The sequence below is a fragment of the Aeromonas sp. S18(2024) genome, assembly GCF_041402525.1.
GTDB classification, from domain to species: Bacteria; Pseudomonadota; Gammaproteobacteria; order Enterobacterales; family Aeromonadaceae; genus Aeromonas; species Aeromonas enteropelogenes.
Genome location: NZ_JBGLQV010000002.1, coordinates 229,664 through 254,180, shown reverse-complemented (window position 1 = coordinate 254,180; position 24,517 = coordinate 229,664). Strand labels below are relative to the sequence as shown.

The following is a 24,517-nucleotide window of genomic DNA, read 5'->3' as shown; positions in this document are numbered from 1 at the left end:
GGTTACAGGGCGGCCATGGCCTCCTTGGCCAGTGCACCAATCTTTTGCCATTCGCGGTTGTCGATGAGGTTGGCGGGGACCATCCAGGTGCCACCACAGGCAAAGACGGCGGGCAGGGCCAGATAGTCTTTCACATTGCTCGGGCTGATGCCGCCGGTGGGCATGAAGGAGACCGGGTAGACGGCGCTCATGGCCTTGAGCATGCCCAGTCCACCGGACGGCTCTGCCGGGAAGAACTTGAGGGTATGCAGACCCAGCTCCATGGCCTGCTCCACCAGGCTGGGGTTGTTGACGCCCGGGATGATGGGCACGCCGCGGGCCTGGCAGTATTGCACTATGCGCGGGTTGAGCCCCGGGCTCACGATGAAGTCTACGCCGGCCTCGATGGCCTGATCGACCTGGGCCGTGGTCAGTACGGTACCAGCACCGATGATCATCTCCGGAAAGGCTTCCCGCAGGCGGCGGATAGACTCGGCGGCAGCCGGAGTGCGGAAGGTGATCTCTGCGCTGGGCATGCCGTTGTCCATCAGGGTCTTGCCGAGAGCGACGGCATCATCGGCATCCTTGATGGCGATGACGGGGATGATCTTCAGGGCGGAGAGTTGTTCAAGCAATATCGACATGGGAAGCCTCGTTGGCTGAGTGGTCAGGAGTAATGTGGGGTGGCATCGCCGTCAGGGGGATGATGGCACCACGGTGTTGAATAACGGTGCTTGCCAGCAGGTGGGCATAACGCGCTGAGTCGGCCGGGGATTGCCCTGCCAGTCTGGCAGCAAGGTAACCCGCACTGAACGAGTCACCGGCAGCGGTCGTGTCGATCACGCACTCTTTTACCAGCGCCACGGCCGGCACTTCACAGCTGTATGCCTGCTGGACGATGAGGCAGGGGGCGGCGCCACGCTTGATGACGATCTCTTCGACACCCAGCTCGCGAGTGCGGGCCAGGCATTGGGCCTCTTCGCTGTCGCCCCAAAGGGCAAACTCGTCATCCAGGGTCAGGAAGGCGATGTCGGTCAGGGCCAGCATGGCGCGATAGGCTTGCCTGGCCGCTTCCCGGCTCTCCCAAAGGCGTGGTCGATAATTGTTGTCGAAGACGATTCGGACGCCGGAGGTCCGGCACTCGGCCAGCCGCTGCAGCAGAGTCTGGCGATCCTCATCAGAGAGGATGGCGAGGCTTATGCCGCTCAGGTAGAGGTAGTCAAACGCCTGCAGCTGGCGGCAGATCTCGCCGCTTTTGGGTGTCTGCAACCAGTAGCGGGCCGCCGCGTCGTTGCGCCAGTAGTGGAAGGTTCGTTCCCCCCGCTCGTCCGTCTCGATGAGGTAGAGGCCGGGCAGCTTGTGGCCGAGCCGCTGTACCAGTTCGGTGTGTACCCCCTCCTGTTGCCATTGGGCCAGCATGGCACTGCTCATGGGATCCGTGCCCAGGGCGCTGACATAATGCACGGCGACATCTGGATTGGCGCGCGTCAGATAGACGGCGGTGTTGAGGGTGTCCCCCCCGAAATGGCGCACTATGCCGTCCTGGTTTTCGGACAACTCGATCATGCACTCGCCAATGACGGCGACTTTGATAGCCATAATTTCTCCCGCGTACTTCGCGTTGGTGACCCGACCATTTTATTTAATTGCCATTCAATTGAAATAAAGTAAAACGTAATTTCATTAAATTTGTGACATCGGTCTTATGTATGACAAGATGACGAAATGCGCCCGCCAAAGGTGTTTCTACTATCGAGGGAATACAGGGCGAGAAAGAGGGGCCATGGAGCGGGTGAGGTGGTAACAGCGGGACGAAACCTGGTCGTTCCCGTGTGGTGAAGAGAGGGGACTCAACGTGAGCAAGGCCACATAATGTCCTCATTATTCACTGATTTATCTGGATAATCGCCACCAACTCTATGACTGCCAGTTCATTTCAAATACAATGAAACAATCAATCATTTTTTTTGGAAGTAGACATGTCTGTGATAGATAACTCGCCTGATTCAGTCTCATCTGTGCTCAAGGTGTTTGGCATTTTGCAGGCGCTCGGGGAACAAAAAGAGATCGGGGTGACGGAGCTTTCCCAGCGCATCATGATGTCCAAGAGCACCGTCTACCGCTTTTTGCAAACCATGAAGACCCTGGGATATGTCTCCCAGGAAGGGGAAACCGACAAGTATGCCCTCAGTCTGAAACTGTTCGAGCTGGGCGCCAAGGCGTTGGAGCACCAGGATCTGGTCAAGATCGCCGATGAGCAGATGCACCGTCTTGGCAAGCTGACCAAGGAGACCCTGCATCTGGGTTCGCTGGATGAAGACAGCATCGTCTATCTGCACAAGATCGACTCCGAATACAACCTGCGGATGTACTCCCGTATCGGCCGCCGTCGTCCCCTTTACAGCACCGGTCTTGGCAAGGTGATGATGGCCTGGTTGCCCGAGACCGAGGTGCGCGCCATGCTGGCCGACGTGACCTTCGAGCGCTTTACCGAGCACACCCTGAAGGATGTCGATGCACTGCTGGTGGAGCTGGCACAGGTGCGGGAACAGGGTTATGCCGAAGACAGGGAAGAGATGGAGCATGGCCTGCGGTGCTTCGCCGTTCCCATCTACAGCCGTATGGGGCGGATCATTGCGGGGCTCTCCCTGTCACTGCCCCTGGTGCGTTTCCATGAGGAAGACAAGGAGACGCTGGTGGCTCAGTTGCATGATGCCGCGGCCAAGATTTCCGCCGGTCTGGGCTTCCACGACTATCCCTTTGGGATGAACGACCAGCGCGGATAAGGTTCATCCGTCATAAAAGAGCAGGCTTGGCCTGCTCTTTTTTTATGTGTGGTATGGGACTGTTTGCCTGCGCGGTCAGGCGTTTTGCGGTGTTGCCCGGTAGAGCTTGAAGATGGTGTGGCTGTTGATGACGAAGAAGATGCTCTCCTGCAGGATGCCGCCGATGGATCCCGCCCAGACATTATGGGTCAGCCAACAGACGGTACTGCTCAGCATGCAGAGCCTCAGAGCAATGCCGTTGAGGCGAAACAGGGCATAGGTGCTCAGGGTGGTGCCGAGCAGGGTCAGTATCTGCACCGGATGGGTAATCTGGGGGATGACCAGCAGCCAGGCCAGCGCCAGAAACAGCACCATGACGCCCAGGCCGCGGTAGTACCCCGAAACCCAGTTGCGTACTGCACAGAGCAGACAGTTGATGGCGGCCACGGAGGATCCCAGCAGCAGGAAGTGCAAACCCATCAGGGTGCCGTTGAGGGTGAGGTGGAGTCTGAACTTGTTGTCCTGGCGTTGCATGAAGGCCGTGGCGCCAACGAGGCAGGCCAGCAACCCCACGGATTGGGCAAACCAGTTGCTATCGAGAAACATATCGCCCTCCTGTCAGGGGACAATGACGAAAGGCGCCTTGCGGCGCCTTGTCACATTGCGCTGGATCAGCGGGCCAGCCAGCCGCCATCGACGGCAATCGTGTAGCCATTGATGTAGTCGGAGGCGGCGGAGGCCAGGAATACCACAGGGCCCATCATGTCGTCCGGTTCACCCCAGCGCCCTGCCGGGATCCGCTCCAGAATGGCGGCATTGCGGTCATCGTCGGCGCGCAGGGCTGCGGTATTGTTGGTGGCCATGTAGCCGGGGGCGATGGCGTTGACATTGATCCCCTTGCTTGCCCATTCGTTGGCCAGCAGGCGAGTGATACCCATGACGCCGCTCTTGGAGGCGGTGTAGGAGGGGACGCGGATCCCGCCCTGATAGGAGAGCATGGAGGCGATGTTGACTATCTTGCCGCCTGTGCCCTGGGTGATGAACTGTCTGGCTACCGCCTGGGACATGAAGAAGACGCTCTTGATGTTGATGTTCATCACGTCGTCCCAATCTTTTTCGCTGAAATTGATCGCATCTTCCCGGCGAATGATGCCGGCATTGTTCACCAGCACATCCACATGACCGAAGTGGGAAACTGCCTGATCCACCAAGGCGGGCAGGCTCTCCACCTTGCTGACGTCGGCCTTCAGGCTCAGGAAGCGGCGACCAATCGCCTCCACTTTGGCGATGGTCTCGGTCGGCTCGACGATGTTGATACCGACGATGTCACAGCCCGCCTCGGCGAGCCCGAGAGCCATACCCTGACCCAGCCCGGTATCACAACCGGTGACGATGGCGACCTTACCTTTCAGATCGAATGCATTAAGAATCATAACGTTACCTCTAAACCACGGGACGGTGGAGTGTCTTGCCACGGCGAAGCGGCCACCCTGGCCGCCCACCATTCATTGTTTTGATCAGCGCAGGTCGCGGACCGCGACATGGTCCATGTCACCGAACACCTGGTTCTCGCCCACCATGCCCCAGATGAAGGTGTAGGCCTGGGTGCCGACGCCGGCGTGAATGGACCAGCTCGGGGAGATGACGGCCTGTTCGTTGTGCACCAGCAGGTGACGGGTTTCGTCCGGCTTGCCCATCATGTGGAAGACGGCGGCGTCTTCCTTCATGTTGAAGTAGAAGTAGACCTCCATGCGGCGCTCGTGGGTGTGGCAGGGCATGGTGTTCCACAGGCTGCCCTCTTCCAGTTGAGTCATGCCCATCACCAGTTGGCAGGTCGGTAGCACGTCCGGTACCAGATACTTGTAGATGGTGCGACGGTTGCTGGTGGAGGCATCGCCCAGGGTCGCCGGAGAGGCTTGGGCCTGGGTGACCTTGCGGGTCGGGTAGTGGGTGTGGGCGGGGGCGCTGTTGTAATAGAACTTGGCCGGTTGGGCGGCGCTGACGCTGGCAAAGCTCAGTTCCCGTGCGCCCTGGCCAACGTAGAGGGCTTCTGCATTGCCTACCTCGTAGGTGGTGCCATCCACGACCACCACTCCCGGGCCACCGATGTTGATGAGGCCAAGCTCGCGCCGTTCGAGGAAGTAGGTGACGCCAAACGCCTTGCCCAGCTCGTCGGAAAAGGTCAGCGTGGTATCGACCGGCATGAGACCACCGAACACGATGCGGTCGATGTGGCTGTAAGTCATGGTCAGCTGATCCGGGGTGAAGATCTCTTCCACCAGAAACTCACGGCGCAGGCCCTGGGTATCCAGTTGCTTGGCATGGTCGCTATGGATGCTTTGACGAGTTTGCATAATGAACCTCAATTTCAGGGCCTTGGCGGCATAAATGACAACGTATCTGGGAATTCTCTTTGTTGAAAACACGATACCAACAAAAAGAAATGCCATCAACATAAAAACAAAACGATGTTTTATATTTGTGAGGTGGTCGTTTTTATTCGAACCGGCAGACAGGCAAAGCGAAGCATCGGGCGACGGATGTTCAGGGGGAAGGAGCGGAATGCTAGGGTGGTGAAATCAGAGTGATGTGCCTTGTCAGCAGCTTGCGCGACGCGCTGGGGCCGGGTCATCCAGGGACAGTCTTGACGGGGTTAAGCCTGCCGGCGGCCTTGGCTCAGAAGCAAGGTCGCCAGGCTGAAACGATAGCGGCCCCGGCACAGGGTGCCGGGGCCGCTGGTTAAGAGGAAGGGCTCAGATCCGTCCCTGATAGCGCAGGGGGAAGCGCCCCTGACTGTCGGGCTGGCCGAGGAAGGGGAGTCCCTGCTGCATCTGGGCGGGCAGATCCGGCCCCGGCTTCAGGCTGCCCTGGAACAGGTACTGGCCGTTGGCCTGCAGCTCCAGGCGACCCTGGGTCTCTACCGCATTGGAATCCTGCTTGAGTTCGGCCACTACCCTGGAGTCGAGGCAGGTGAGTTTTACCTCGGGGTCGGCCAGCGTCAGCTTGCCGGCCGGGGTATCGGCAATGGCGTCATACCAGTCGAGGTTGCCGTAGAGGTTGTCGCACCAGGGAGCCCCCTGGGCAAACTGGTCGATCTTGAGTTGCAGCTGGCCGGCCACGGTGAGCGGGAAGGGCGGGCGCAGCGGGAGGCGGGCCAGCAGCCAGGGCGCCGGGGCGTTGAGGGTGAGATCGCGGGCAAACAGGCTGCCCTGCCAGCCGATCACCCCCTGGCCATTGAGGCCGTGGCGATCGCCAAAACGCACCGACACCTCGGGGGCGAAGCGTAGCAAAGACCAGCCATTGAGCTCCCAGCGCAGCTGGTTCACCGATTCGCTGGCGTATTGCAATCGGGCTATCTGGCCACTCCAGAGGGTGCCGCTGACCCCCTCCAGCTTGAGCAGGTTGGCCATCTGGGCAGGCAGCGGCAGATAACGCGCCACCAGGGCCGCTGGCAGGGTGGCCAGCAGGAAGATGAGATAGGCCACCAGAAACAGGGTGGCAGTCAGGATTCGCTGTTTCATTGGGGACGACTCAGTTGCAAACGTCTGACCTTGACCAGGCCCGGGGCCAGGTCTTCGCGGGCGATCTCGATGACCTGGATCTGGATGCCGTGCTGCTCCACCAGGGTGGATAGCCAGAGCAGCAGATCATCGAACTGGACCGTATCGATCCACACCTGCAGTTCGCTGCCCTGGGGTTGCAGGCGGGCAATCTTGATCTTGTGGTTGAAGGCGGTGCGGTTGACCGTCCCTTCCAGGGTGCCGCCGGTATCAGCCGGCACCACCTGGTTGCCGCGCATGGCGATTACCTCGGCCCCTTTCTCCTTGAGCCAGGCCAGGGTTTGCTGCTGGTTTTGTACCTGGCGCTCCCGCTCCGCGATACGGTTGTTGAGGGGATGCCAGACGCTCCAGTAGCAGAGCCCGATCAGCAGCAGTATGCCGCCTGCTGCCACCAGCCGCTGTTCCCGGGCGGTGATGCCGTGCCACCACCCATGCAGTTTTGCCATCATGATGATTTGTCCTTGAGCACCAGTGCACCCTCTACCTTGCCCTCGCCGCTGCGTACCTCGCCCTGCTGCACCTCGAAGCGCTTGCCAGCCAGCTCGCGAAAGCGCTCTATCTCGCCATAACCGGGAGCGCTGACCTGCAGGCGCAGCTCGCTGCGGCTGGCATCAAAGCGCAACACCTGGGGCTTGAGACCGGGGATCTCGGCGAAGGTGGGGGCCAGTTCAGTCAGCATCAGCAGGATGCCGTTTTGCGGGGCCTGTCCCAGTTGCTTGAGGTGCTGGGCCATCTGGCTGCGTACGTTCACAATGCGGCTCTCCCCGGGGAAGATGCGGGTGTAGACCTGGCGGATCTCCCCCTTGAGCGCCTTGTCCTGCTGTTCCAGCTGATAGAGCTGCGCGCCACGCTGGACCAGGGCTACCAGCAACAGCAGGGTGGCAGTGATGGCCACCTTGCGCCACTGCTGCCAGTAGCGGGCATATTCGGTCTGGGGACGGTAGGGTCCGGTGAGCAGGTTGGCGCGACAGGCGAGCGCCCCCCTGGCCAGTAGCAACATGGGCAGCTCGGGCTCGGCGGCCTGCCAGTTGGCATTCGCCATGGCGGGGGGCGGCGTATGGCTGTGGATGGTGACCGGTTCGGCCTCGGCCGCCAGCAGCAGGGCCAGCAGGGCCTCGTCGGTGACGATCCCCTGCCATGGGCCCTGACGGATCAGCCACTCTTGCTCCAGTTGCAGAGCCGACCAGCCGTCGCTTGCGGGGGGCAGGGCCAGCACATCCGGTAGCAGTTGCAGGCTTTTGAGCCCGGCGGCCTCGAGCCAGCCGAGCCACTCGGTCATCTTCTGGCGATCCACCGCCATCAGATCCACGTTGGGGCCATCGTGGGCCAGCGCTACCAGGTGAAGATCCTCCACATCGGAGGCGATCTGCTCCTCCAGCAGGTAGGGGAGGGCCGCCGCCGACTGGCGGCTGTAACGGCCGGGCAGGGTGACGCGCCGAAACAGCAGATCGCTGCCCGGCACCAGAGTGACCACGGGACGGCCACCGGCCCGTTCCTGCAGCTCGTTCAGCGCGTCGGCCGAGGGGAGCTGGCCGGAAGCGATGATCTCCTGCTCCTGGGCAGACCAGACCAGCCAGGCCACCGGTTGTTGTTTATTGGTCCCCAGACGGATGACCAGACTCTCGCTCACGCATCTCTCTCCTGCGATGCCGGCGCACCCCGAGTGGGCCGCCGGTGCGCAGCCTGCCGGCTGCATCCAAAATCGGTCGGGTGCCGAAGGCTTGCTTCGGCTTCCCTCATTCGGCGGTGCCGTTCAAACGGCGCAGCACCACCAGCTTGTTGTCCTTGCCGCGCTGGAACAGGGTCTCCAGCCAGGCGCGGGTGTCCCCCGTCTCGGCGACCACGCGGGCGGCAAAAAAGTCGCTCTTGACCACCAGGGCCTCCTTGAGCCCCTTGATGCTCTCAAGGGGGACACCCATGCGATCCGTCATCAGCTTGATCTCTTTCCACCCCTTCTTGGGGCGCTCGGTCAGCAGCCGTTTGGCATCGTCCGGTCCTATCTTGCCCCGGTAGAGTGCCACCAAGAGGGCCGGCTGCTCCGGATCCAGCGTGTTGATATTGATCTTCAGCTTGCTGCTTGGCAGGGCGCAGACATAGGGGGCCAGTTTGGCATAGACCCTGGCCGTGACCCCGCGCACCGCCCTCAGCTCATCCTTGCCCAGCATCCATTGGTTGGCAGTCAGATAGGGAGGCTTGAGCCCTTCGTAATAGGCGTCCTCGGCCCCCAGACTCGAGACCAGCATAGTATCCTTGTCGACCCAGTCGCGCACGGCATCGGTAAGCTGGGCCGCTTCGTAATCCTCCATCCCCAGCTGGCTCAGGAGTTCGCGAAACACCTGCACCGGATAGGGCTGCTGTTCCAGCTCCTCGCCCACCCCCGCGGCACTCGCCACGCTCAGGCTGTTGAGGTTGAAGCAGGATTGCAGGTCGGTCACCTCGCCACGCAGCTTGCCATCCTCCAGCGGGAACACCGACTCCTTGCGGGCCCAGTTCTGCCCCAGGCTCACCACCTCGGGGTCATCCTTGAAATCCTGGGTCAGCACCTTGCTCACCAGTGCCTCCGCCGACATGGCATACCACCAGGCCTGCTTGCCCGCAGTGAGGTTGGCGGTGCGGCGCAGCTCCAGCTGCAGGCGGCCGCTCATGTTGCTGGCGACGATCACCATCACGGAGAGGATGAGCAACACCACCAGCAGGGCCATGCCCCCCTGGCGGTCCAGGCGGGCGCTACCCCTCATTGGGAGTGACTCCACTCTGGTTGTCATTCACGCTTCCGCCATTGTTGTCTGTTGTGCCACCCTGATCGGTGCTGCCGTTGCCGGTGTTGTTCCCGTTGTTGCTATCCGGGTTGTCCTGGCTCTGGCTGTTCTCTTCGTAGCGCTGGCCGCCGGCACCGATCAGGAACTGGCGGCGAATGGTGCCGTAATCCTCCAGATCCAGCTCGACCGCGAGCCCGTAAGGCAGCACGCTGCGCTGGGTCCACTCCTCTCGCCAGCGCCCCTGATCGTAGAAATAGAGGCGCAGGGCTGTGACCCCCTTGAGCACCGGCTGGATGCGCGGCTCGCTGCCGATCACCGGATCCGGGTAGAGATAACTCAGCCGCTCCAGGGTCTGATCCTTGAGGCGCCAGCCGACCCGCTGCAGCTGGGAGCGGGGCAGCATGCCATCCGGGTTGAGCCAGCCGCCGCGCATAAACGCCATGCCCCAGTCATCGCTCTGCTGGCCGAAGCGCGACGCCGCCAGCAATACCTTGTTGCTTTCGCCCTCGATGCGGCCGCTTCTGGGCACCATCTGGGTGACATCCCGCTCCAGCAGGGTGAAGGCGAGTTGCAACTCGTAGAGCCTGGCCTCCTTGCGCTTGGCCACCTCGTCGCTGGTGAGCACCCCCTGCAGCACCTGATAGGCGCCAAGGCTCAAGGTGGCGAAGATGGCGATGGCCACCAGCATCTCAAGCAGGGTAAAGCCGGCGTGACGGGGGGGGTGGCGCATCATCGGTTGATATAGGTCCGCAGCATGGCGACCGGGCTTGCTGATTTCGCCTCGGTGCGCACTTCCATATCCAGCGCCTTGAAGTTGTTGTCGCTGGTGGCGACGCCGCGATAGCGCCAGTACCAGGTCTGTCCGGCCAGCTGCTCCTCTCCCTCCACCCAGCTGTCGCCGGGCCACTTCTTCTCGAGCTTTTGCTGTACCAGCTGGTTCTCCGCCACCCAGGTGGCCAGCGTCTTCTCTTCCAGGTAGTTGAGGGCCGAGAGGTGCTCGCTGGCTGTCTTCATCACCGCCAGGCCCGCGATGGCGAATACCGCCAGCGCGACCATCACCTCCAGCAGTGTCATGCCGCGCGCCTTCATTCTGGCTGCTCCTCATCACCGGTCAGCAGGGTCAGGCGACCGAACTCGTCCCCCTTGACGATGCGGATGTAGCGGGCATCGTCATCCTGCTGGGTGAAGGTGAGGGTAAACGACGTGAGCTCGCCTCCCGGGAAGATGAGCAGCTGGGGCGTGCGTTCTTTCTCGTCCCGTTTCTGCTCGCGCTCCTCGTCGGGATCGGGCTGCCAGCCAAAGCCGCCGAGCTCAAGGCCCAGCGTCATGTTCTCTGGCAGCTCGACCTGGCCGAGCTGTCTGTCATCGGCGATCGGCTGCCATTTGCGATCCCGGGCGGCGCGCTGCATGTACTGCCAGCCATTCTCCTCGATGCGAAGACCCACCAGGCGCCCCTCCATTACCGCATACTCCTGTGCCAGCTGCAGGGTCGCCATCAGGCGGCGTGCCTGCTGGTCGAGCTCCCTGTCGCCCCGGGCGCCCCCCATGCTGAGGGTGACGGCGGTGGCCACCAGCCCCATCAGCATGGCGACCAGCAAGACCTCCAGCAGGGTAAAGCCGGATTGGCGACGAAGGGCCGGACTGACTCTCACGCAGACCTCAGCGGGCAGGGCGAAGCAGGATGCAGGGGCACGCATTCACTTACTGGAAGTCCTTCAGGTTCCAGTTGCCGATGTCATCATCGCTGCCGGCTTCGCCATCCGGTCCCATGGTGAAGATGTCGAGCTTGCCAAACTGGCCCGGGCTCAGCAGCTGATACGGGTTGCCCCAGGGATCCTGCGGCAGGCGCTTGATGTAGCCACCCTCGCGGTAGCTGCGCGGCGCCGGATCGACGGTCGGCTGGGTGACCAGAGCCTCCAGACCCTGCTCTGTGGTCGGGTAGCGGTTGTTGTCCAGCTTGTACATGTCGAGGGCATTTTCCAGCGCGACTATGTCGGAGACCGCCTTCTGCTGGTCGGCCTTCTCCTTGTTGCCCATCAGGTTGGGCACCACCAGGCTGGCCAGGATCCCGAGGATCACGATGACCACCATGACTTCCAGCAGGGTAAAACCGGATTGACGACGTTTTTGCATGACTGACTCCCTAACGAAATGAGATGGCATGAACCATCAACGATTAATTGTTAAACCGCGATCGTTCGATTACGCCTGTCGGCTAATCGAACCTACGGGTTCGATTGGGTTTGTAGGTTCGAATAGCGAAGCGTATTCGGACACCCTCACCTACAGATTCACCATATTGTTGAGCTCGAGGATCGGCTGCAGGATCGACATCACGATAAACAGCACCACCCCGGCCATGGAGACCACCAGCATGGGTTCGAACACCCCGAGGGCGATGTTGACCTGGGACTCGAACTCCCGATCCTGGTTGTCCGCCGCCCGTTCCAGCATGCCGTCGAGCTCGCCGCTCTGCTCCCCGGAGGCGATCATGTGCAGCATCATGGGCGGGAAAATCCTGGTTTCCGCCAAGGATTTGCGCAGGCTGGTCCCCTCGCGTACCCGCTCGGTGGCCTCGCCGATCCGCATCCGGGCAAAGTCGTTGGAGAGCACTTCACCGGCGATCCGCATCCCTTCCAGCAGCGGTACGGCGCTGGCGTTGAGGATGCTCAAGGTGCGGGCGAAACGGGCTGTGTTGAGGCCGCGGCTGACCCGGCCTATCACCGGCAGGCGCAAGATGACCTGATGCCAGCGGCGGCGACGCTTGTCGTCGGTCAGCCACCAGCGCCAGACCAGGCTGCCGGCAAACAGCAGCAGCAAGAACCAGAGGCCATAGGCCTGCATCAGCTCGCTGGTACCGATAAGAAAACGGGTGGTGCCGGGCAGCTGCTGGCCCATGTGCTCGAACTGGGCCACCACCTTGGGGACCACGGCGGTGAGCAGAATGGAGATGACACCGATGGCCACGCAGGTGAGAACGATGGGGTAGATCATCGCCTGCAGCAGCTTGGTGCGCATGTGCTGGCGCTGCTCGGTGTAGTCGGCCAGGCGGTTGAGCACCTTCTCCAGGTGACCGGACTTCTCGCCGGCCGCCACCATGGAGCGAAACAACTGATCGAACACGTGAGGGAAGGCCCCCAGCGAATCGGCCAGCGAATACCCCTCCACCACCTTGCTGCGCACCGTCGCCACCAGACTGCGCAGATGGGCCTTCTCGCACTGTTCGGCGACCGCCTTGAGGGCCTCTTCGATGGTGAGGCCGGCGCCCACCAGGGTCGCCAGCTGGCGGGTGATCATCGCAAGCTCAGCGGTGCTGGCACCACGGCGGAACAACACGAAGCGGTTCGCCTCGCGCTTGGCCTTCTCGGTGGACTCGTTCACCTCGAGCGGGGTCAGCCCCTGCTCGCGCAACAGCTGGCGTACCTGACGGGCGGAATCCCCCTCCAGTACGCCACTCTTGTTGCGTCCCTTGCCGTCGAGGGCCTTGTATTCAAATGCCGCCATCTCAGTCTTCCCGGGTCACGCGCAGCACCTCTTCGAGGCTGGTCTGCCCCTTGAGTACCTTGTCGATGCCGTCGCGGCGGATGCTGGGGGTATGGCCCCGGATCAACCGCTCGATGGCCAGCTCGCCACTGGCGCCGTGAATGGCCTCGCGCACTGCTTCGTCCACCACCACCAGTTCGTGGATGCCGGTACGGCCGCGATAGCCGGTGTGGTTGCACTGCTCGCAGCCCATCGGATGCCAGATCTGCTGAGCGGCGGTCAGTTCGATACCCATGGCGAGGCGCTCCTGCTCGGTAACCGGGCGCGGGGCGCGACAATCCGGGCAGAGGGTGCGCACCAGCCGCTGGGCCAGCACCGCCAGCAAGGATGAGGAGAGCAGGAAGGGCTCGATCCCCATGTCCCGCATCCGGGTGATGGCGCCGATGGCGGTGTTGGTGTGCAGGGTCGACATCACCAGGTGACCGGTCAGGGATGCCTGCACTGCGATCTGGGCGGTCTCCAGGTCACGGATTTCCCCCACCATCACCACGTCCGGATCCTGACGCAATATGGCGCGCAGGCCGCGGGCGAAGGTCATGTCCACCTTGCTGTTGACCTGGGTCTGGCCAACCCCTTCCAGGTCATATTCGATGGGGTCTTCCACCGTGAGGATGTTGCGATCCCGCGAGTTGATTTCGGAGAGCGCCGCATACAGGGTGGTGGACTTGCCCGAGCCGGTCGGGCCGGTCACCAGGATGATGCCGTGGGGCTTTCTGATGAGTTCGCTGATGATGGTGCGGTTGCGCTGGGTCATGCCGAGCTGCTTGAGCTCGAGGCGGATGGTGTTTTTGTCGAGCAGACGCAATACCACTCGTTCGCCATAGCTTGACGGCATGGTGGAGACCCGCACGTCGACGGCGCGCCCGCCAATGCGCAGAGAAATACGGCCATCCTGGGGCACCCGCTTCTCGGCGATGTCCATGCGCGACATCACCTTGATGCGCGATACCAGCAAGGAGGCGAGCTTGCGATGGGGGCGCAGGATCTCCCGCAGCACCCCATCGATGCGAAAACGAATAACCAGGGCACGCTCGAAGGTCTCGATATGGATGTCCGATGCCTCCTCTTTGATCGCCTCGCTCAGCATGGCGTTGATGAGGCGGATGATGGGTGCATCGTCGTCGGCGTCCAGCAGATCCTCGCTCTGGGGCAGCTCTTCGGCGAGGGTAAAGAAGTCCATCTCGTTGCCGAGATCTTCCATCAGCTGGCGTGCCTCAGAGGAGTCGCGCTGGTAGTGGGCCATCAGCAGCTCTTCGAAGGCGTCGCCATCGAGCATCTCCACCGCGAAGGGGACGCCTGCGACCCGGCGCACCTCGAGCAGGGCCTGCGGCGTGACCCCCTGACGGCACTGCAGCAGGGGGGCGCCATCACGCTCGGTCAGGATCACCCCGAAGTTGCGGGCAAACGCAAATGGCAGCTCGGGCAGTGGCGGCGGCAGTTCGCTGTCGTCCAGCTGGTAGGCGCTCATCAGGGCTTGCTCTGCACAAAGGGTGTGGTGCTCTCGACCGTGCTTTGCTGGCGAAGTTGCATCTGCTGGAGCTGCTTTTTCACCTCGGGGGAGACCATCACATCCTGACCGTATTCCGGCAGCACCTGGCGCTTGGGCGAGGTGAGGTAGGCATCCTGAGCGGCGGCTTCCAGCTGCTCGGCGCGGAACAGGGAGTACTTGTTGTTGGAGATGCCGGAGTAGACATTGGCATCACGCAGTATGGTCGGCCGGATAAAGACCATCAGGTTGCGCTTGGAAGTCGTATTGGCGGTGGAGCGGAACAGGTAGCCCAGCACGGGGATATCCCCCAGCACCGGCACCTTGGAAATCTCTTCCTTGGTCTGTTCGTCCATCAGGCCGCCCAGCACCACTGTCTCGCCGCTTTTCACCAGCACGGCGTTTTTCACGGTCCGGGTATCGAAGGTGGGGCCGAGCTCTGCGGTGCCCGAGGCCTGCGCCTTGGCCACGCTGGAGACCTCCTGCTCTATGGTGAGCAGCACCGAATCTCCTTCGTTGATCTGGGGAGTGACCACCAGCTTGGTGCCCACCGTCTTGCGCTCTATGGTGTTGAAGATGTTGTCGCCCGAGGTGGAGCTTTGCGAACCGGTCTGGACCGGTACCTCCTGACCCACGTTGAACGACGCCTCCTTGTTGTCCATGGTGACTATGCTCGGGGTGGAGAGAATATCGCTCTTGGTGTTGGAGGCGAGCGCCGTGGCCAGCATGGCCCAGTCGCCATGGTAGAAGCCGGCGGCCATACCGTTGAAGCCGCTCAGCAGGTTGCCAAGACCATCGGTGTTGCCGTTGTCCTTGTAATCCTTGCCCGCGATGATGGCAGAGCCGAGTCCGACTCCTGTATTGGTGAACTGGGTGCCACCGCCATTGGCGTTGCCCCACTGGACCCCGAGGTTGAGGCCATCGCCATCCAGCATCTCGACGATGATGGCTTCGACCAGCACCTGGGCACGGCGGATGTCGAGCTTGGCGATCACCTGCTCGAGCTCCGCCATCACGTCAGGCTGAGCGGTGATGACCAAGGCATTGGTGGTCTCGTCGGCGGAGATGGCAAGCTTGCCACCGCCGATGCTGGCGCCCCCCGTGGTGGCCGCAGTGCCCCCCTTCTTGTCAGCCTCGATGCTGGAGCTGACCCCTTTGAGCACCTCGACCATATCCTTGGCCTTGCCATATTTGAGGTAGAAGACCCGGGTGTTGCCCTGGCTCTGGAGATCCCGATCAAGCTGGCGAACCATCTGGATGATGCGGGCGCGCGCCTTGGGTTCGCCGCTGACCACCACCGAGTTGGTGCGCTCGTCGGCCACCACCTTGGGGCTCAGCAACAGGCTGGCGGTGCTTCCCTGGGGGTTGCCATCCTTGTTGAGGTTGGTCACCAGGCGCACCATTTCGCCGGCGGAGGCGTATTTCAGCTTGATGATGTCGACCTCCTGATCCCCGGCGCGGTCAACCCGGTTGACCACCTCCACCAGGCGATTGACCACGGCGGCGCGACCTGTGATGAGCAGCACGTTGGACGGGTCGTAGTGGACCACGTTGCCACCGCCTGCATTGTCGTTGAGCTGGCGCAGCAGGGGGGCGAGTTCGCGCACCGAGACGTTGCGCACTGGCACCACCCGGGTCACCATTTCGTCGCCGGAGCCCGGGTTGCTGCCATCCACTACCGGAATGGCTGAGGTCTTGGCATCCCGCGAGCGCAGCACCTTGAGCACGCCGTTGTCCATGGGGACCACGGCAAAGCCGTAGACGTCGAGCACGCTCAGGAAGAACTGGTAGTATTGATCCTCGTTGAGCAGGTCATAGCTGCGCACGTTGATCTTGCCCCGCACCGACGGCTCTATGATGACGGTCCGGTTGAGGTTCTTGCTCACCGTGTTGATGAACTCTTCGATTTCGACGTTCTTGAAACTGGCCGCGTATTCGGTGGCCCAGGCACTGCCTGCCATCATCAGTGCCGCAGCCATGGTAGCCAGACGCCAGCCTTTCCCTTTAGTGCTCATTCTTGGTACGACTCCAAAATCATTATTCTGCCAGGCTCACATAGACGTCGAGCTGTTCGCCCTGACGCTCTATGGTTACCGTCATTTCCGTGGCGCTAGCCATCTGTTGCATCGCCTGCATGGCTTGCATGTTGTCTCGTAAATCCAGCCCGTTGATGGCGATGGCCAGATCATTGGCCTGCAGTCCGCTCTGGTTGAAGAGGGTAGGATTGCTGCCCGGATTGAGGCGATAGCCCGTCATCCGGCCATCCACCTGCACCGGTGAAACATTGAGGTAATCGGTGATCTTGCCCGGGTTGGCCATCAGCTCCTGGCGCAGGTCGGTGAGGGTGTTGCCCGGTTTCTCCGGGGTCGGCAGCGGCTTGCCGTACTCCTCCCCGTCCAGCATCAGGGTCTCGTCGCGGCCGTTGTGGGCGATGATGACCCGATCGGCAAAGATCTGGCGGATTTTGGCCTGGGTGCCGTCGATCATATCCCCGACACCGTAGGAGTTTTGTCGCCCGGAGATGGCGATGATGGCGATCGACCTGGCCGGATCCGAGCTCGCCAGCACGCCGTTGAGCTGGGCATTGAGTTGGGTGCGGGGAGCATTGGCGGCCACGGCAGTGTTGTCCTGCGCCCTGGGCAGGGGCTTGCCAAAGAGGGCAAGACGGCTGATGTCATCAAGCTCGATGCGCGGGCTGCCCGGGCTGGTAGTGGCGACCATGGCCGGTTGCCAGGGTTCACTTTGCTGGGGGCTTGCCAGGGTGAGCAGACGCCAGGTCAGGCTGGCACTCTGCTGGGCCAGCATGAGCAGCAGCATCAGGAATACCAGCTGGGCAATCCTGGTCATGGGGAGGCGCCGGCACTGGGCCAGCAGCCTGGTAAACATGTCGTCCCTGAATCGTAGCGCCATATTAATCAATCACTTCCAGGTTCCGGTGTGGTTGCGTATTGTGAACGGCCCGTTTGCCTGACACAACAGGCGTATGCATACAGGTGAGTATTTAATCATTTCGTCGCAAGGAGACACGGCGCCACTTGAACGCCAGGCGTCAGGGGTTGTCAGTTGTGACCCGTTTGGCATCCTCTTCATATCACAGACCCGCGACCCGGGGTGAACGGTTTGCTTCATCACCCTGCTAACCATGCCAGTCCTGCAGCGCCTTGAGGGTGACGCTCTGCCCGCCCACATCCAGCACTATGTACTCCTGCGCGATGGCGACGAGGCGCACGCCGGGTGCCAGGTCACTTCCCTCCCGGTATTCACGGCCATTGAGCAGCACGGTGCGTTTGGCCGGGTTGGAGGAGAAGACATGAGAGCCGTACATCAGCGGCGGCACCTGCTGGCGCACCGCGGGCGGCGCCGCATTCAGGCTCATCAGCTGGCTCGGGGCGACCGCTGGCCCGCTGGCCTGGGGCTCCTGCAGCGGTGTCTCATTGAGGGCGCGCAGCAACTGTTCGGCCAGACTCGGGGCCGGGTTGCCATTTTTAACCACCGCCCTGGGTTGCTGCACCACGGGCTCCGGCAGGGGAGGCGGCAGCGGTCGGGTGATCATCGCCTTGGGCTCGACTCGCACGAAGGGGGGCCTGACCACCTCCTTTACCTCGACCTTCTCCTCAATGGGACGATTGTGCAGCAGGTGCCAGCCATAGTTGGCGCCGGCGCCCAGCAGCAGGGCCAGCGGCGCGAGCAGCCAGCCGATGCGGCGAGGGTGACGCTCCTCCTCCCGGGGTAGCGGCAGCCCCATGGCGGGGATATGGGCCGGGATGGCCGGTTGTTCGGCGCGGCGCAGCGCCTTGAGCAGGGTAGACATCAGGAGGCCTCCTCCAGTCTGGGCATGGGCTCGCCGGAGAGGGCGTTGAGACGCAGCAGGGTATTGCTGCCGGCGATGCCGTCCGGGGTCAGCCCCTGATCCCGCTGGAACTGCTGCAGTTTTTGCTTGAGCTCGCCATCGAAGCGGCGCACCTTGCGTTCCGGTTGCTGCAGGGCGCGGCTCAGGGCGTTGTCGAGCCACTGGAGCTGGGATTGGCCAGCGTTGCTGTTGATGAGGCCCACGCCACCCTTGGGCATGCGCCACAAGAGGGTGTAGCTGCCGCCCCAGTTATCCTGGAGCCATTGGCGCTCTACTTCCCAGCTCTGATCGCCGATCATCAGGCTGGCCTGCTTGGGGCCCAGGGTTACCAGGGTGGCGTAGTAGATCCCGCCGGTCTCGTCGGTCAGGGTGATCATGGCGGGGTGCTGCAGGGCGCGCAGATCCTCGAGGCTTGCTTCCCCCTCCTGACAGCGCAGGCCGGCACGGGGGGCATTGGCACAGGTGGCGTCGTCCAGTTCGGGTTCATATCCCCATACCCGGTAGAGATTCTGCATGGCGCTGTCGGGATCGAGCGCCTGGTTGATCGCCTCGGTCAGCTGCTCCTGCTGCTCGGCGGTCTCGTCTATGGTGACCGGCACCTCGACCTTGACCACGGGGCGTTCGGGAAAAACGCCGAAAAATTGCCAGCCCCACCAGCCGGCAGCCACCAGCAGGGCGCCGGCCAGGGTCACGGTCAGCCCCGAGAGCCAGCTCCCTTCGTCCCGCACACCGGTCACCTCGAAGGCCGCCTGGCTGATGTCGGTAGGGGCAACCTTGTAGCTGGCGCGGGCGAAGGCAGCGATCAGGGCGCGATCGCAGATGAGGTTGATGAGGCGGGGCACGCCGCCGCTCAGGCGATGCAGGGTCTGGATCGCACCCGGGGTAAAGATGGGCTGCACGCAGCCGGCCACCTGCAGGCGGAACCTGACGTAGGCATCCACGTCGGTGGCGGAGAGCGGCAACAAGTGGTAACGGGCGGTGATGCGCTGGGCCAGCTGGCGCAGCAGGGGCTGACGCAGCATCTGCTGTAGCTCCGGCTGGCCTATCAACACCACCTGCAACAGCTTCTTGTCGTCGGTCTCGAGGTTGGTCAGCAGGCGTAGTTGCTCCAGTACACCGGGCAGCAGGTGCTGCGCCTCGTCCACCAGCACCACGCTGCGCTTGCCCGCCGCCAGGTTGGCCAGCAGGTGATCGCGAATGAGATCGAACAGCGCCTTGATCCCGGCCTCTTCCCCATAGGCAAGCTGGAACTCGTCGCAGATGGCGGCCAGCAGATCCCGTTCGGTCAGGGAGGGGTTGAGGATGTAGGCGATCTCGGTATCCTCCGGCAGCTGTTGCAACAGGCAGCGGGAGACTGTGGTCTTGCCGGTACCCACCTCGCCGGTCAACAGCACGAAGCCGCCCCCATCCTGCAATCCGTAGGTGAGGTGAGCCAGGGCTTCGCCGTGGCGTTCACTCATATAGAGGTACTTTGGATTGGGGGAAATGGAGAACGGAGGTTCCGAGAGGCCGAAGAACTGTGTGTACATGGGTATTCTTTTGTGACCGGCGGCAGGTGATAAAGATTCAGGGATGATAACAAACCTGGCTCTGATTGGCAGTCATGATTGGCTCCTTCGGCCCGATATCGTCACTTTTATATCGCCTTGTGATCCAGGTTCCATAATTCTCGGGGCCAAATGACTAAAAAATGACACATTATTTAAAAATAATATATTTATCAGCTGGTTGTGTGTTAGTGAGGAAAACGTTAGCGCGACTCTGAGGGCCATCAACCGCAGTGAATGAAGGGGATTATGGCGGCTGCGAAAGGGGAATGACGCCGGAGGGGGAGGGCCGCCATGTTGACGGCCCCTTTGTCAGTGACTGTCCTGAAAGCGGGCGGCAATCTGCTGGAAATTTGCCTCACAGGCGAGGAAGGCATCGACGATGGCAGGATCGAAATGGCTGCCGCGGCCCCGGACTATGATCGCCTTCGCCTCCTCATGGCTGAAGGCGGGCTTGTAGACCCGCTTCGAGATGAGGGCGTCGTAGACATCCGCCACTGCCATCAGTCGGCCGGAGAGGGGGATCGCCTCGCCGACAAGGCCGCTCGGATAACCGCTGCCATCCCACTTCTCGTGATGGGTGAGGGCAATTTCCCGCGCCAGGTGCAGGAAGGAGTTGGAGCCGAGCTGGGCCTCGGCGCTCGCCAGGGCATCGGCGCCTATCTGGGGGTGGCGCTTCATGATGGCGAACTCCTCGTCAGTCAGCTTGCCCGGCTTGAGCAGGATGGCATCGGGAATGCCCACCTTGCCCACATCGTGCAGGGGGGCCGACTTGAACAGCAGATCGATGGTGGCGTCGTCCAGCGGGTAGCGGGCCCGTTCGTGACGGCTCAGGTATTCGGCCAGCACCTTGACGTAGTGCTGGGTACGGATGATGTGGGCGCCGGTCTCGTTGTCCCGGGTCTCCGCCAGGGAGGCGAGCCCCAGGATGGCCACGTCCCGGGTCAGGTGCAGCTCGTCATGGCGCGCTTTCAGCTCCCCGATCATCTGATTGGTGCTGGCGGCAATCAGGCCGAACTCATCATCCCGGATAACCGGCACCCGGGCGTTGAGATCGCCGCACTGCACCCTGGCCATGGTGCGGGTCTGGTGCATCAGGGTCAGGGAGAGGTTGCGGCCATAGCCGTGAATGATCAGGGAGAGATAGCCGAAAGTCACCACCATCACGAAGGCTATTTCCAGCAGTATGTAGTGCTGGGCTGTGAGGTGCGGCAAGGTATCCCCGACCGTGATCAGCCACTCCAGATCCTTGTTGAACAGCAGGAAGAAGACGGCCCCCAGCAGGGTCAGGGTCGCCAGGGCAAACAGGGAGAGCTTGCGCGAAACCGGCATCGCCAACGGATGACTCAGGGCGAAGGAACCCTGCTGTTCCCGCTGTTTGGCACTGAGCCAGTCCCGGGCCAGGGTCAGGTCCGCCGCCACCAGAAAGCCCAGGGTCGTCATGCCCAGCAGGATCTTGAGATGACTCTCCAGCGGGAAGGTGTGCACCAGGGCGTTGTAGGTGGAGATCATCAGGGCGCCCAGCAGGAAGAAGCCGACCTCGAGCCCGAAACCGCCCAGCCCCCGGGCGGTGAGGCGGCTGCGTGGCAGCAGCCAGCTGCGCATGACGAACATGAAAGTGAAGGCCACCAGGGTGGGCATGACCAGCTGGGGCAGGGTCAGGCTCTCGAGAAACGGGCAGACCTGCAGCCCGTAGAGACAAAAGAGTGACAGTGTCACGCCGTAGTGAAGGGCACAGCGCCCCGTGATCTTCTGCATAATGTCGCCCAAACAACGGATGATTGTTATGAGGGGCCAGGCCCCTTTTTACAGGCGCCGCAGCAGCAGGCTGCCGATGGAATAACCGGCTCCGAATGAGCAAAGCACGCCGCAGGCCCCCGAAGGAAGGTCGCGATTGTACAGATGGAACGCGATAATGGAACCCGCAGAGCTGGTATTGCCGTAACTGTCGAGGATCACCGGGGCCTCCTGCTGGCTGGCATCGTGCCCCAGCAGCTTGCGGGCGATGAACTGGTTCATGGTGAGGTTGGCCTGATGAAGCCAGAGCCGGTTCAAGGCATCCGCCCTCCAACCCTGCTCGTCCAGCTGGTCGGCGATCAGGTCGCACACCATGGGCAGCACCTCCTTGAACACCTTGCGCCCCTGCTGGCGAAACAGCTTGTCATCGCCGTAGCGGGTGCGTGGGCTCAGGCGGTTTAAAAAGCCGAAGTTGTTGCGGATGTTGTTGGAGTACTGGGTCATCAGCTTGCTGGCCACCAGTTGCCAGGGGTTGGCCACCTTGCAATCGGTCTCCCGTTCCAGCAGCACGGCGGTGCAGGCGTCGCCGAAGATAAAATGGCTGTCCCGATCGCGAAAGTTGAGGTGGCCCGAGCAGATCTCCGGGTTGACCACCAGCGCCAGTTTGGCTGTGCCTGCCGCCAGCATGTCCGCCGCCGTCTTGATGCCGAAGGTGGCGGAGGAGCAGGCCACGTTCATGTCAAAGGCCATGCCGCTCGCCCCCAGATAGTGTTGCAGCTCGATGGCGAGCGCCGGATAGGGGCGAGGCATATTGGAAGCAGCGACGATGACCAGATCGATCTCCCCCGGCTCGCGACCGGCGGCGATCAGCGCCTGCTCGGCGGCAGCCACCGCCATCTCCACCATGATGGAGGGCTTGTCATCGGGGCGCTCCGCCATCAATGGCTGCATGATGTCGGGATCCAGCACACCTTCCTTGCTCACCAGATAGCGGCTCTTGATGCCGGAGGCCTTCTCGATGAATTCGCAGCTAGAATGCTGCCTGGCCGGCAGCTGGCCCGCATCGATGGCGGAGGCATTCTCCTCGTTGTAGAGATCCACATACTGGTTGAAGGCTGCCACCAGCTCTTCATTGCTGACGGCAAAGGGTGGGGTATAGAGGCCTGAGCCACTGATCACGATAGGGGTCATCTTTGCTCCTCGCCGGGTGCACTCCCGGCTTGTTGTCCGTTCGGGTAGAGAGGTTCATTACAGCTGGTCGATAGCTTGAGTGAGACCGGCCAGGGTCAACGGGTGCATGCGCCCGCCGATCAATTCGTTCATCAGCTTGATGGAAGGGTGCCAGAGCCATTCCCGGCGCGGTGTGGGGTTGATCCACACCAGCTTGGGGAAGTGCTGCTGCAGCCGGGCGAGCCACACCTGGCCGGGCTCCTCGTTCCACTGTTCGACACTGCCGCCGGGCCAGGTGATTTCGTAGGGGCCCATGGTGGCATCCCCCACCAGGATCACCCGGTAGTCGCTGCCGTAGGTGCGCAGCAGCCGCAGGGTGTCGAAGCGCTCCTCGTGCCTGCGGGTGTTGTCCTGCCAGACAAAGTCGTAGAGACAGTTGTGAAAGTAGAAGTACTCCAGGTGCTTGAACTCGTGGCGCAGGGCGGAAAAGAGCCGCTGCACTTCGGCCACGTGGGCATCCATGGAGCCCCCCACGTCGAAAAAGACCAAGAGCTTGACCCCGTTGTGGCGCTCGGGGCGCAGCTTCACATCGAGCCAGCCTTGCCTGGCCGTGCTCTGGATGGTGTCGTCGAGATCCAGCTCGTCGGGGCTGCCCTGGCGCACCCAGCGCCTGAGTTTGCGCAGGGCCAGCTGGATGGCCCGCTGGCTCAAAGGCGAGTCGTCGCTGAAGTTGCGATAGTGACGCGCCTCCCACACCTTGACCGCCCGGCCGTGCTGTCCCTCTCCCCCCATGCGGATCCCTTCGGGGTGAAAACCGCCGTGGCCAAACGGGCTGCTGCCGCCAGTGCCGACCCACTTGTTGCCGCCGGCGTGACGCTCTTTCTGCTCCGCCAGGCGCTGGTTTAGGGTCTCCAGCAGCTGGTCGAGTCCGCCGAGGGACTTGAGCAACGCCTTCTCCTCGGGGCTCAGCAGCCGCTCGAACTCCTTGCGCAGCCAGTCGTCGGGTAGCGCTTCGGGCAGCAGGGGAGTGGCCTGCAGGCCGTCGTAGTATTCGGCGAAGGCGCGGTCGAAGCGATCGAAATGGGCCTCGTCTTTCACCAGCAGGGTGCGGGCAAGCAGATAGAAGTCATCCATATCGACGCTGGCCAGGCGAGCCCCCAGGGCAGCGTGCAGATCCAGCAATTCACGCAGGCTGCAGGGGAGCTTGTGGCGGCGCAGGTGGGTAAAAAAATCGATCAGCATCTAGCTACCACGGCGGGCCAGAAAGGCGAGCTTCTCAAAGAGGTGCAGATCCTGCTCTGTCTTGAGCAGGGCGCCATAGAGGGCGGGCACCAGCTTGCCGGGCTCGCGGGTGCGCATCGCCTCCGGGGCGATATCGTCGGCCAGTAGCAGCCGGATCCAGTCCAGCAGCTCCGAGGTGGAGGGTTTCTTGCGCAGTCCCTCTACCTCGCGCAGCTCGAAGAAGAGCGCCATGGCCTCCTCCAGCAGCGCATCTTTCAACTTCGGATAGTGCAGCCTGACGATGGCCTGCATCTCGGCCTTGTCGGGGAAGCGGATGTAGTGAAAGAAGCAGCGGCGCAGGAAGGCATCCGGCAGCTCTTTTTCGTTGTTGGAGGTGATGATGACCACGGGGCGCTGGCGGGCCTTGACGCGCTCGCCGGTCTCGTAGACGTCGAACTCCATGCGATCCAGCTCCAGCAGCAGATCGTTGGGAAACTCGATGTCCGCCTTGTCGATCTCGTCGATAAGCAGCACGGGTCGCTGGTCGGCGGTGAAGGCCTGCCACAGCTTGCCGCGGCGAATGTAGTGGTCGATGTTGGCGACGTTCTGGTCGCCGAGCTGGGAGTCCCGCAGCCGGGCCACCGCATCGTATTCGTAGAGCCCCTGCTGGGCCTTGGTGGTGGACTTGATATGCCAGGCGATAAGTTCAGTGCCCAGATGGTCGGCGACCGCCTCGGCCAGCACCGTCTTGCCGGTGCCCGGCTCGCCTTTGATGAGCAGCGGCTTCTCCAGCACGATGGCGGCATTGACCGCCATGCTCAGTGCATCAGAGGCAAGATAGTGGCTGCTTCCTGAAAATCCCATAGCGTCCGATCCTTTGACGAGGGGAGGCCCGTGGTG

At 62.3% G+C, this 24,517-nt stretch carries 24 protein-coding genes; 1 reads left to right on the top strand and 23 read right to left on the bottom strand.

What is annotated here, in order from left to right; translation table 11 throughout:
- Window positions 1–2: 2 nt before the first annotated feature.
- Together ACB034_RS04350 and ACB034_RS04345 are read right to left on the bottom strand one after the other, a co-directional pair.
- Entirely contained in the window at window positions 3–623 is a 621-nt protein-coding gene (locus ACB034_RS04350; RefSeq protein WP_371172188.1) for a bifunctional 4-hydroxy-2-oxoglutarate aldolase/2-dehydro-3-deoxy-phosphogluconate aldolase, read from the bottom strand.
- Entirely contained in the window at window positions 607–1,578 is a 972-nt protein-coding gene (locus ACB034_RS04345; protein ID WP_371172187.1) for a sugar kinase, read from the bottom strand. The genes ACB034_RS04350 and ACB034_RS04345 overlap by 17 nt, the downstream gene beginning before the upstream one ends.
- 380 nt (window positions 1,579–1,958) lie before the next feature.
- Between ACB034_RS04345 and kdgR the strand changes: the two genes are divergently transcribed.
- Window positions 1,959–2,765: a DNA-binding transcriptional regulator KdgR gene (gene kdgR / locus ACB034_RS04340; protein WP_371172186.1), complete on the top strand. Its 807-nt coding sequence runs from the start codon at window positions 1,959–1,961 to the stop codon at window positions 2,763–2,765.
- Window positions 2,766–2,840: 75 nt separating this feature from the next.
- Here kdgR and ACB034_RS04335 read toward each other — a convergent pair whose 3' ends face one another.
- The 21 genes from ACB034_RS04335 to ACB034_RS04235 form a co-directional block, all read right to left on the bottom strand.
- Window positions 2,841–3,350, bottom strand: coding sequence for a YgjV family protein (locus ACB034_RS04335; protein ID WP_371172185.1), 510 nt, complete (start codon window positions 3,348–3,350; stop codon window positions 2,841–2,843).
- 65 nt (window positions 3,351–3,415) lie between these two features.
- Window positions 3,416–4,177 (bottom strand): 2-dehydro-3-deoxy-D-gluconate 5-dehydrogenase KduD, encoded by a 762-nt coding sequence (gene kduD, locus ACB034_RS04330; RefSeq protein ID WP_371172184.1) that lies wholly within the window; start codon window positions 4,175–4,177, stop codon window positions 3,416–3,418.
- An 84-nt stretch (window positions 4,178–4,261) separates the two neighbouring features.
- Window positions 4,262–5,098: a 5-dehydro-4-deoxy-D-glucuronate isomerase gene (gene kduI / locus ACB034_RS04325; RefSeq protein WP_042027741.1), complete on the bottom strand. Its 837-nt coding sequence runs from the start codon at window positions 5,096–5,098 to the stop codon at window positions 4,262–4,264.
- Between the two features lie 399 nt (window positions 5,099–5,497).
- Complete coding sequence (gene exeN, locus ACB034_RS04320; protein WP_371172183.1) at window positions 5,498–6,265, bottom strand: GspN family type II secretion system protein ExeN; 768 nt, start codon at window positions 6,263–6,265, stop codon at window positions 5,498–5,500.
- Window positions 6,262–6,753: a GspM family type II secretion system protein ExeM gene (exeM, locus tag ACB034_RS04315; RefSeq protein ID WP_061475846.1), complete on the bottom strand. Its 492-nt coding sequence runs from the start codon at window positions 6,751–6,753 to the stop codon at window positions 6,262–6,264. Before exeM ends, exeN begins: the two co-directional genes overlap by 4 nt.
- Window positions 6,750–7,934: a GspL family type II secretion system protein ExeL gene (exeL, locus tag ACB034_RS04310; protein WP_371172182.1), complete on the bottom strand. Its 1,185-nt coding sequence runs from the start codon at window positions 7,932–7,934 to the stop codon at window positions 6,750–6,752. The genes exeM and exeL overlap by 4 nt, the downstream gene beginning before the upstream one ends.
- A gap of 106 nt (window positions 7,935–8,040) precedes the next feature.
- Complete coding sequence (exeK, locus tag ACB034_RS04305; protein WP_371172181.1) at window positions 8,041–9,042, bottom strand: GspK family T2SS minor pseudopilin variant ExeK; 1,002 nt, start codon at window positions 9,040–9,042, stop codon at window positions 8,041–8,043.
- The gene (gspJ, locus tag ACB034_RS04300) at window positions 9,032–9,793 is read right to left on the bottom strand and encodes a type II secretion system minor pseudopilin GspJ (protein ID WP_371172362.1); all 762 of its coding nucleotides are present in this window, start codon (window positions 9,791–9,793) and stop codon (window positions 9,032–9,034) included. Before gspJ ends, exeK begins: the two co-directional genes overlap by 11 nt.
- Window positions 9,793–10,152, bottom strand: a complete 360-nt coding sequence (gene exeI, locus ACB034_RS04295; RefSeq protein ID WP_371143625.1) for a GspI family T2SS minor pseudopilin variant ExeI — start codon at window positions 10,150–10,152, stop codon at window positions 9,793–9,795. Before exeI ends, gspJ begins: the two co-directional genes overlap by 1 nt.
- Window positions 10,149–10,760 (bottom strand): type II secretion system minor pseudopilin GspH, encoded by a 612-nt coding sequence (gspH, locus tag ACB034_RS04290; protein ID WP_371143624.1) that lies wholly within the window; start codon window positions 10,758–10,760, stop codon window positions 10,149–10,151. The genes exeI and gspH overlap by 4 nt, the downstream gene beginning before the upstream one ends.
- A 4-nt stretch (window positions 10,761–10,764) precedes the next feature.
- On the bottom strand, window positions 10,765–11,196 hold the full coding sequence (gene exeG / locus ACB034_RS04285) for a GspG family T2SS major pseudopilin variant ExeG (RefSeq protein ID WP_026457825.1): 432 nt from the start codon (window positions 11,194–11,196) through the stop codon (window positions 10,765–10,767).
- A 150-nt stretch (window positions 11,197–11,346) separates the two neighbouring features.
- Window positions 11,347–12,567, bottom strand: a complete 1,221-nt coding sequence (gene exeF / locus ACB034_RS04280) for a GspF family T2SS innner membrane protein variant ExeF (RefSeq protein ID WP_371172180.1) — start codon at window positions 12,565–12,567, stop codon at window positions 11,347–11,349.
- A 1-nt stretch (window position 12,568) separates the two neighbouring features.
- Window positions 12,569–14,074: a type II secretion system ATPase GspE gene (gspE, locus tag ACB034_RS04275; protein WP_371172179.1), complete on the bottom strand. Its 1,506-nt coding sequence runs from the start codon at window positions 14,072–14,074 to the stop codon at window positions 12,569–12,571.
- On the bottom strand, window positions 14,074–16,107 hold the full coding sequence (gene exeD, locus ACB034_RS04270; RefSeq protein WP_224210108.1) for a GspD family T2SS secretin variant ExeD: 2,034 nt from the start codon (window positions 16,105–16,107) through the stop codon (window positions 14,074–14,076). The genes gspE and exeD overlap by 1 nt, the downstream gene beginning before the upstream one ends.
- Before the next feature lie 22 nt (window positions 16,108–16,129).
- Window positions 16,130–16,978, bottom strand: coding sequence for a GspC family type II secretion system variant ExeC (exeC, locus tag ACB034_RS04265; protein ID WP_371172178.1), 849 nt, complete (start codon window positions 16,976–16,978; stop codon window positions 16,130–16,132).
- Between the two features lie 250 nt (window positions 16,979–17,228).
- On the bottom strand, window positions 17,229–17,903 hold the full coding sequence (exeB, locus tag ACB034_RS04260) for a GspB family T2SS assembly factor variant ExeB (RefSeq protein ID WP_371172177.1): 675 nt from the start codon (window positions 17,901–17,903) through the stop codon (window positions 17,229–17,231).
- Window positions 17,903–19,471: an ExeA family protein gene (locus tag ACB034_RS04255; protein WP_371172176.1), complete on the bottom strand. Its 1,569-nt coding sequence runs from the start codon at window positions 19,469–19,471 to the stop codon at window positions 17,903–17,905. Before ACB034_RS04255 ends, exeB begins: the two co-directional genes overlap by 1 nt.
- A 330-nt stretch (window positions 19,472–19,801) precedes the next feature.
- Entirely contained in the window at window positions 19,802–21,247 is a 1,446-nt protein-coding gene (locus ACB034_RS04250) for an HD domain-containing phosphohydrolase (RefSeq protein WP_371172175.1), read from the bottom strand.
- A gap of 48 nt (window positions 21,248–21,295) precedes the next feature.
- A complete protein-coding gene (locus ACB034_RS04245; protein WP_371172174.1) occupies window positions 21,296–22,417 on the bottom strand; it encodes a beta-ketoacyl-ACP synthase III in 1,122 nt (373 codons plus the stop codon).
- A gap of 57 nt (window positions 22,418–22,474) precedes the next feature.
- Window positions 22,475–23,638, bottom strand: coding sequence for a VWA domain-containing protein (locus ACB034_RS04240; RefSeq protein ID WP_371172173.1), 1,164 nt, complete (start codon window positions 23,636–23,638; stop codon window positions 22,475–22,477).
- A complete protein-coding gene (locus tag ACB034_RS04235) occupies window positions 23,639–24,481 on the bottom strand; it encodes an AAA family ATPase (RefSeq protein WP_371172172.1) in 843 nt (280 codons plus the stop codon). It abuts the gene before it with no gap.
- Between the last annotated feature and the right edge of the window lie 36 nt (window positions 24,482–24,517).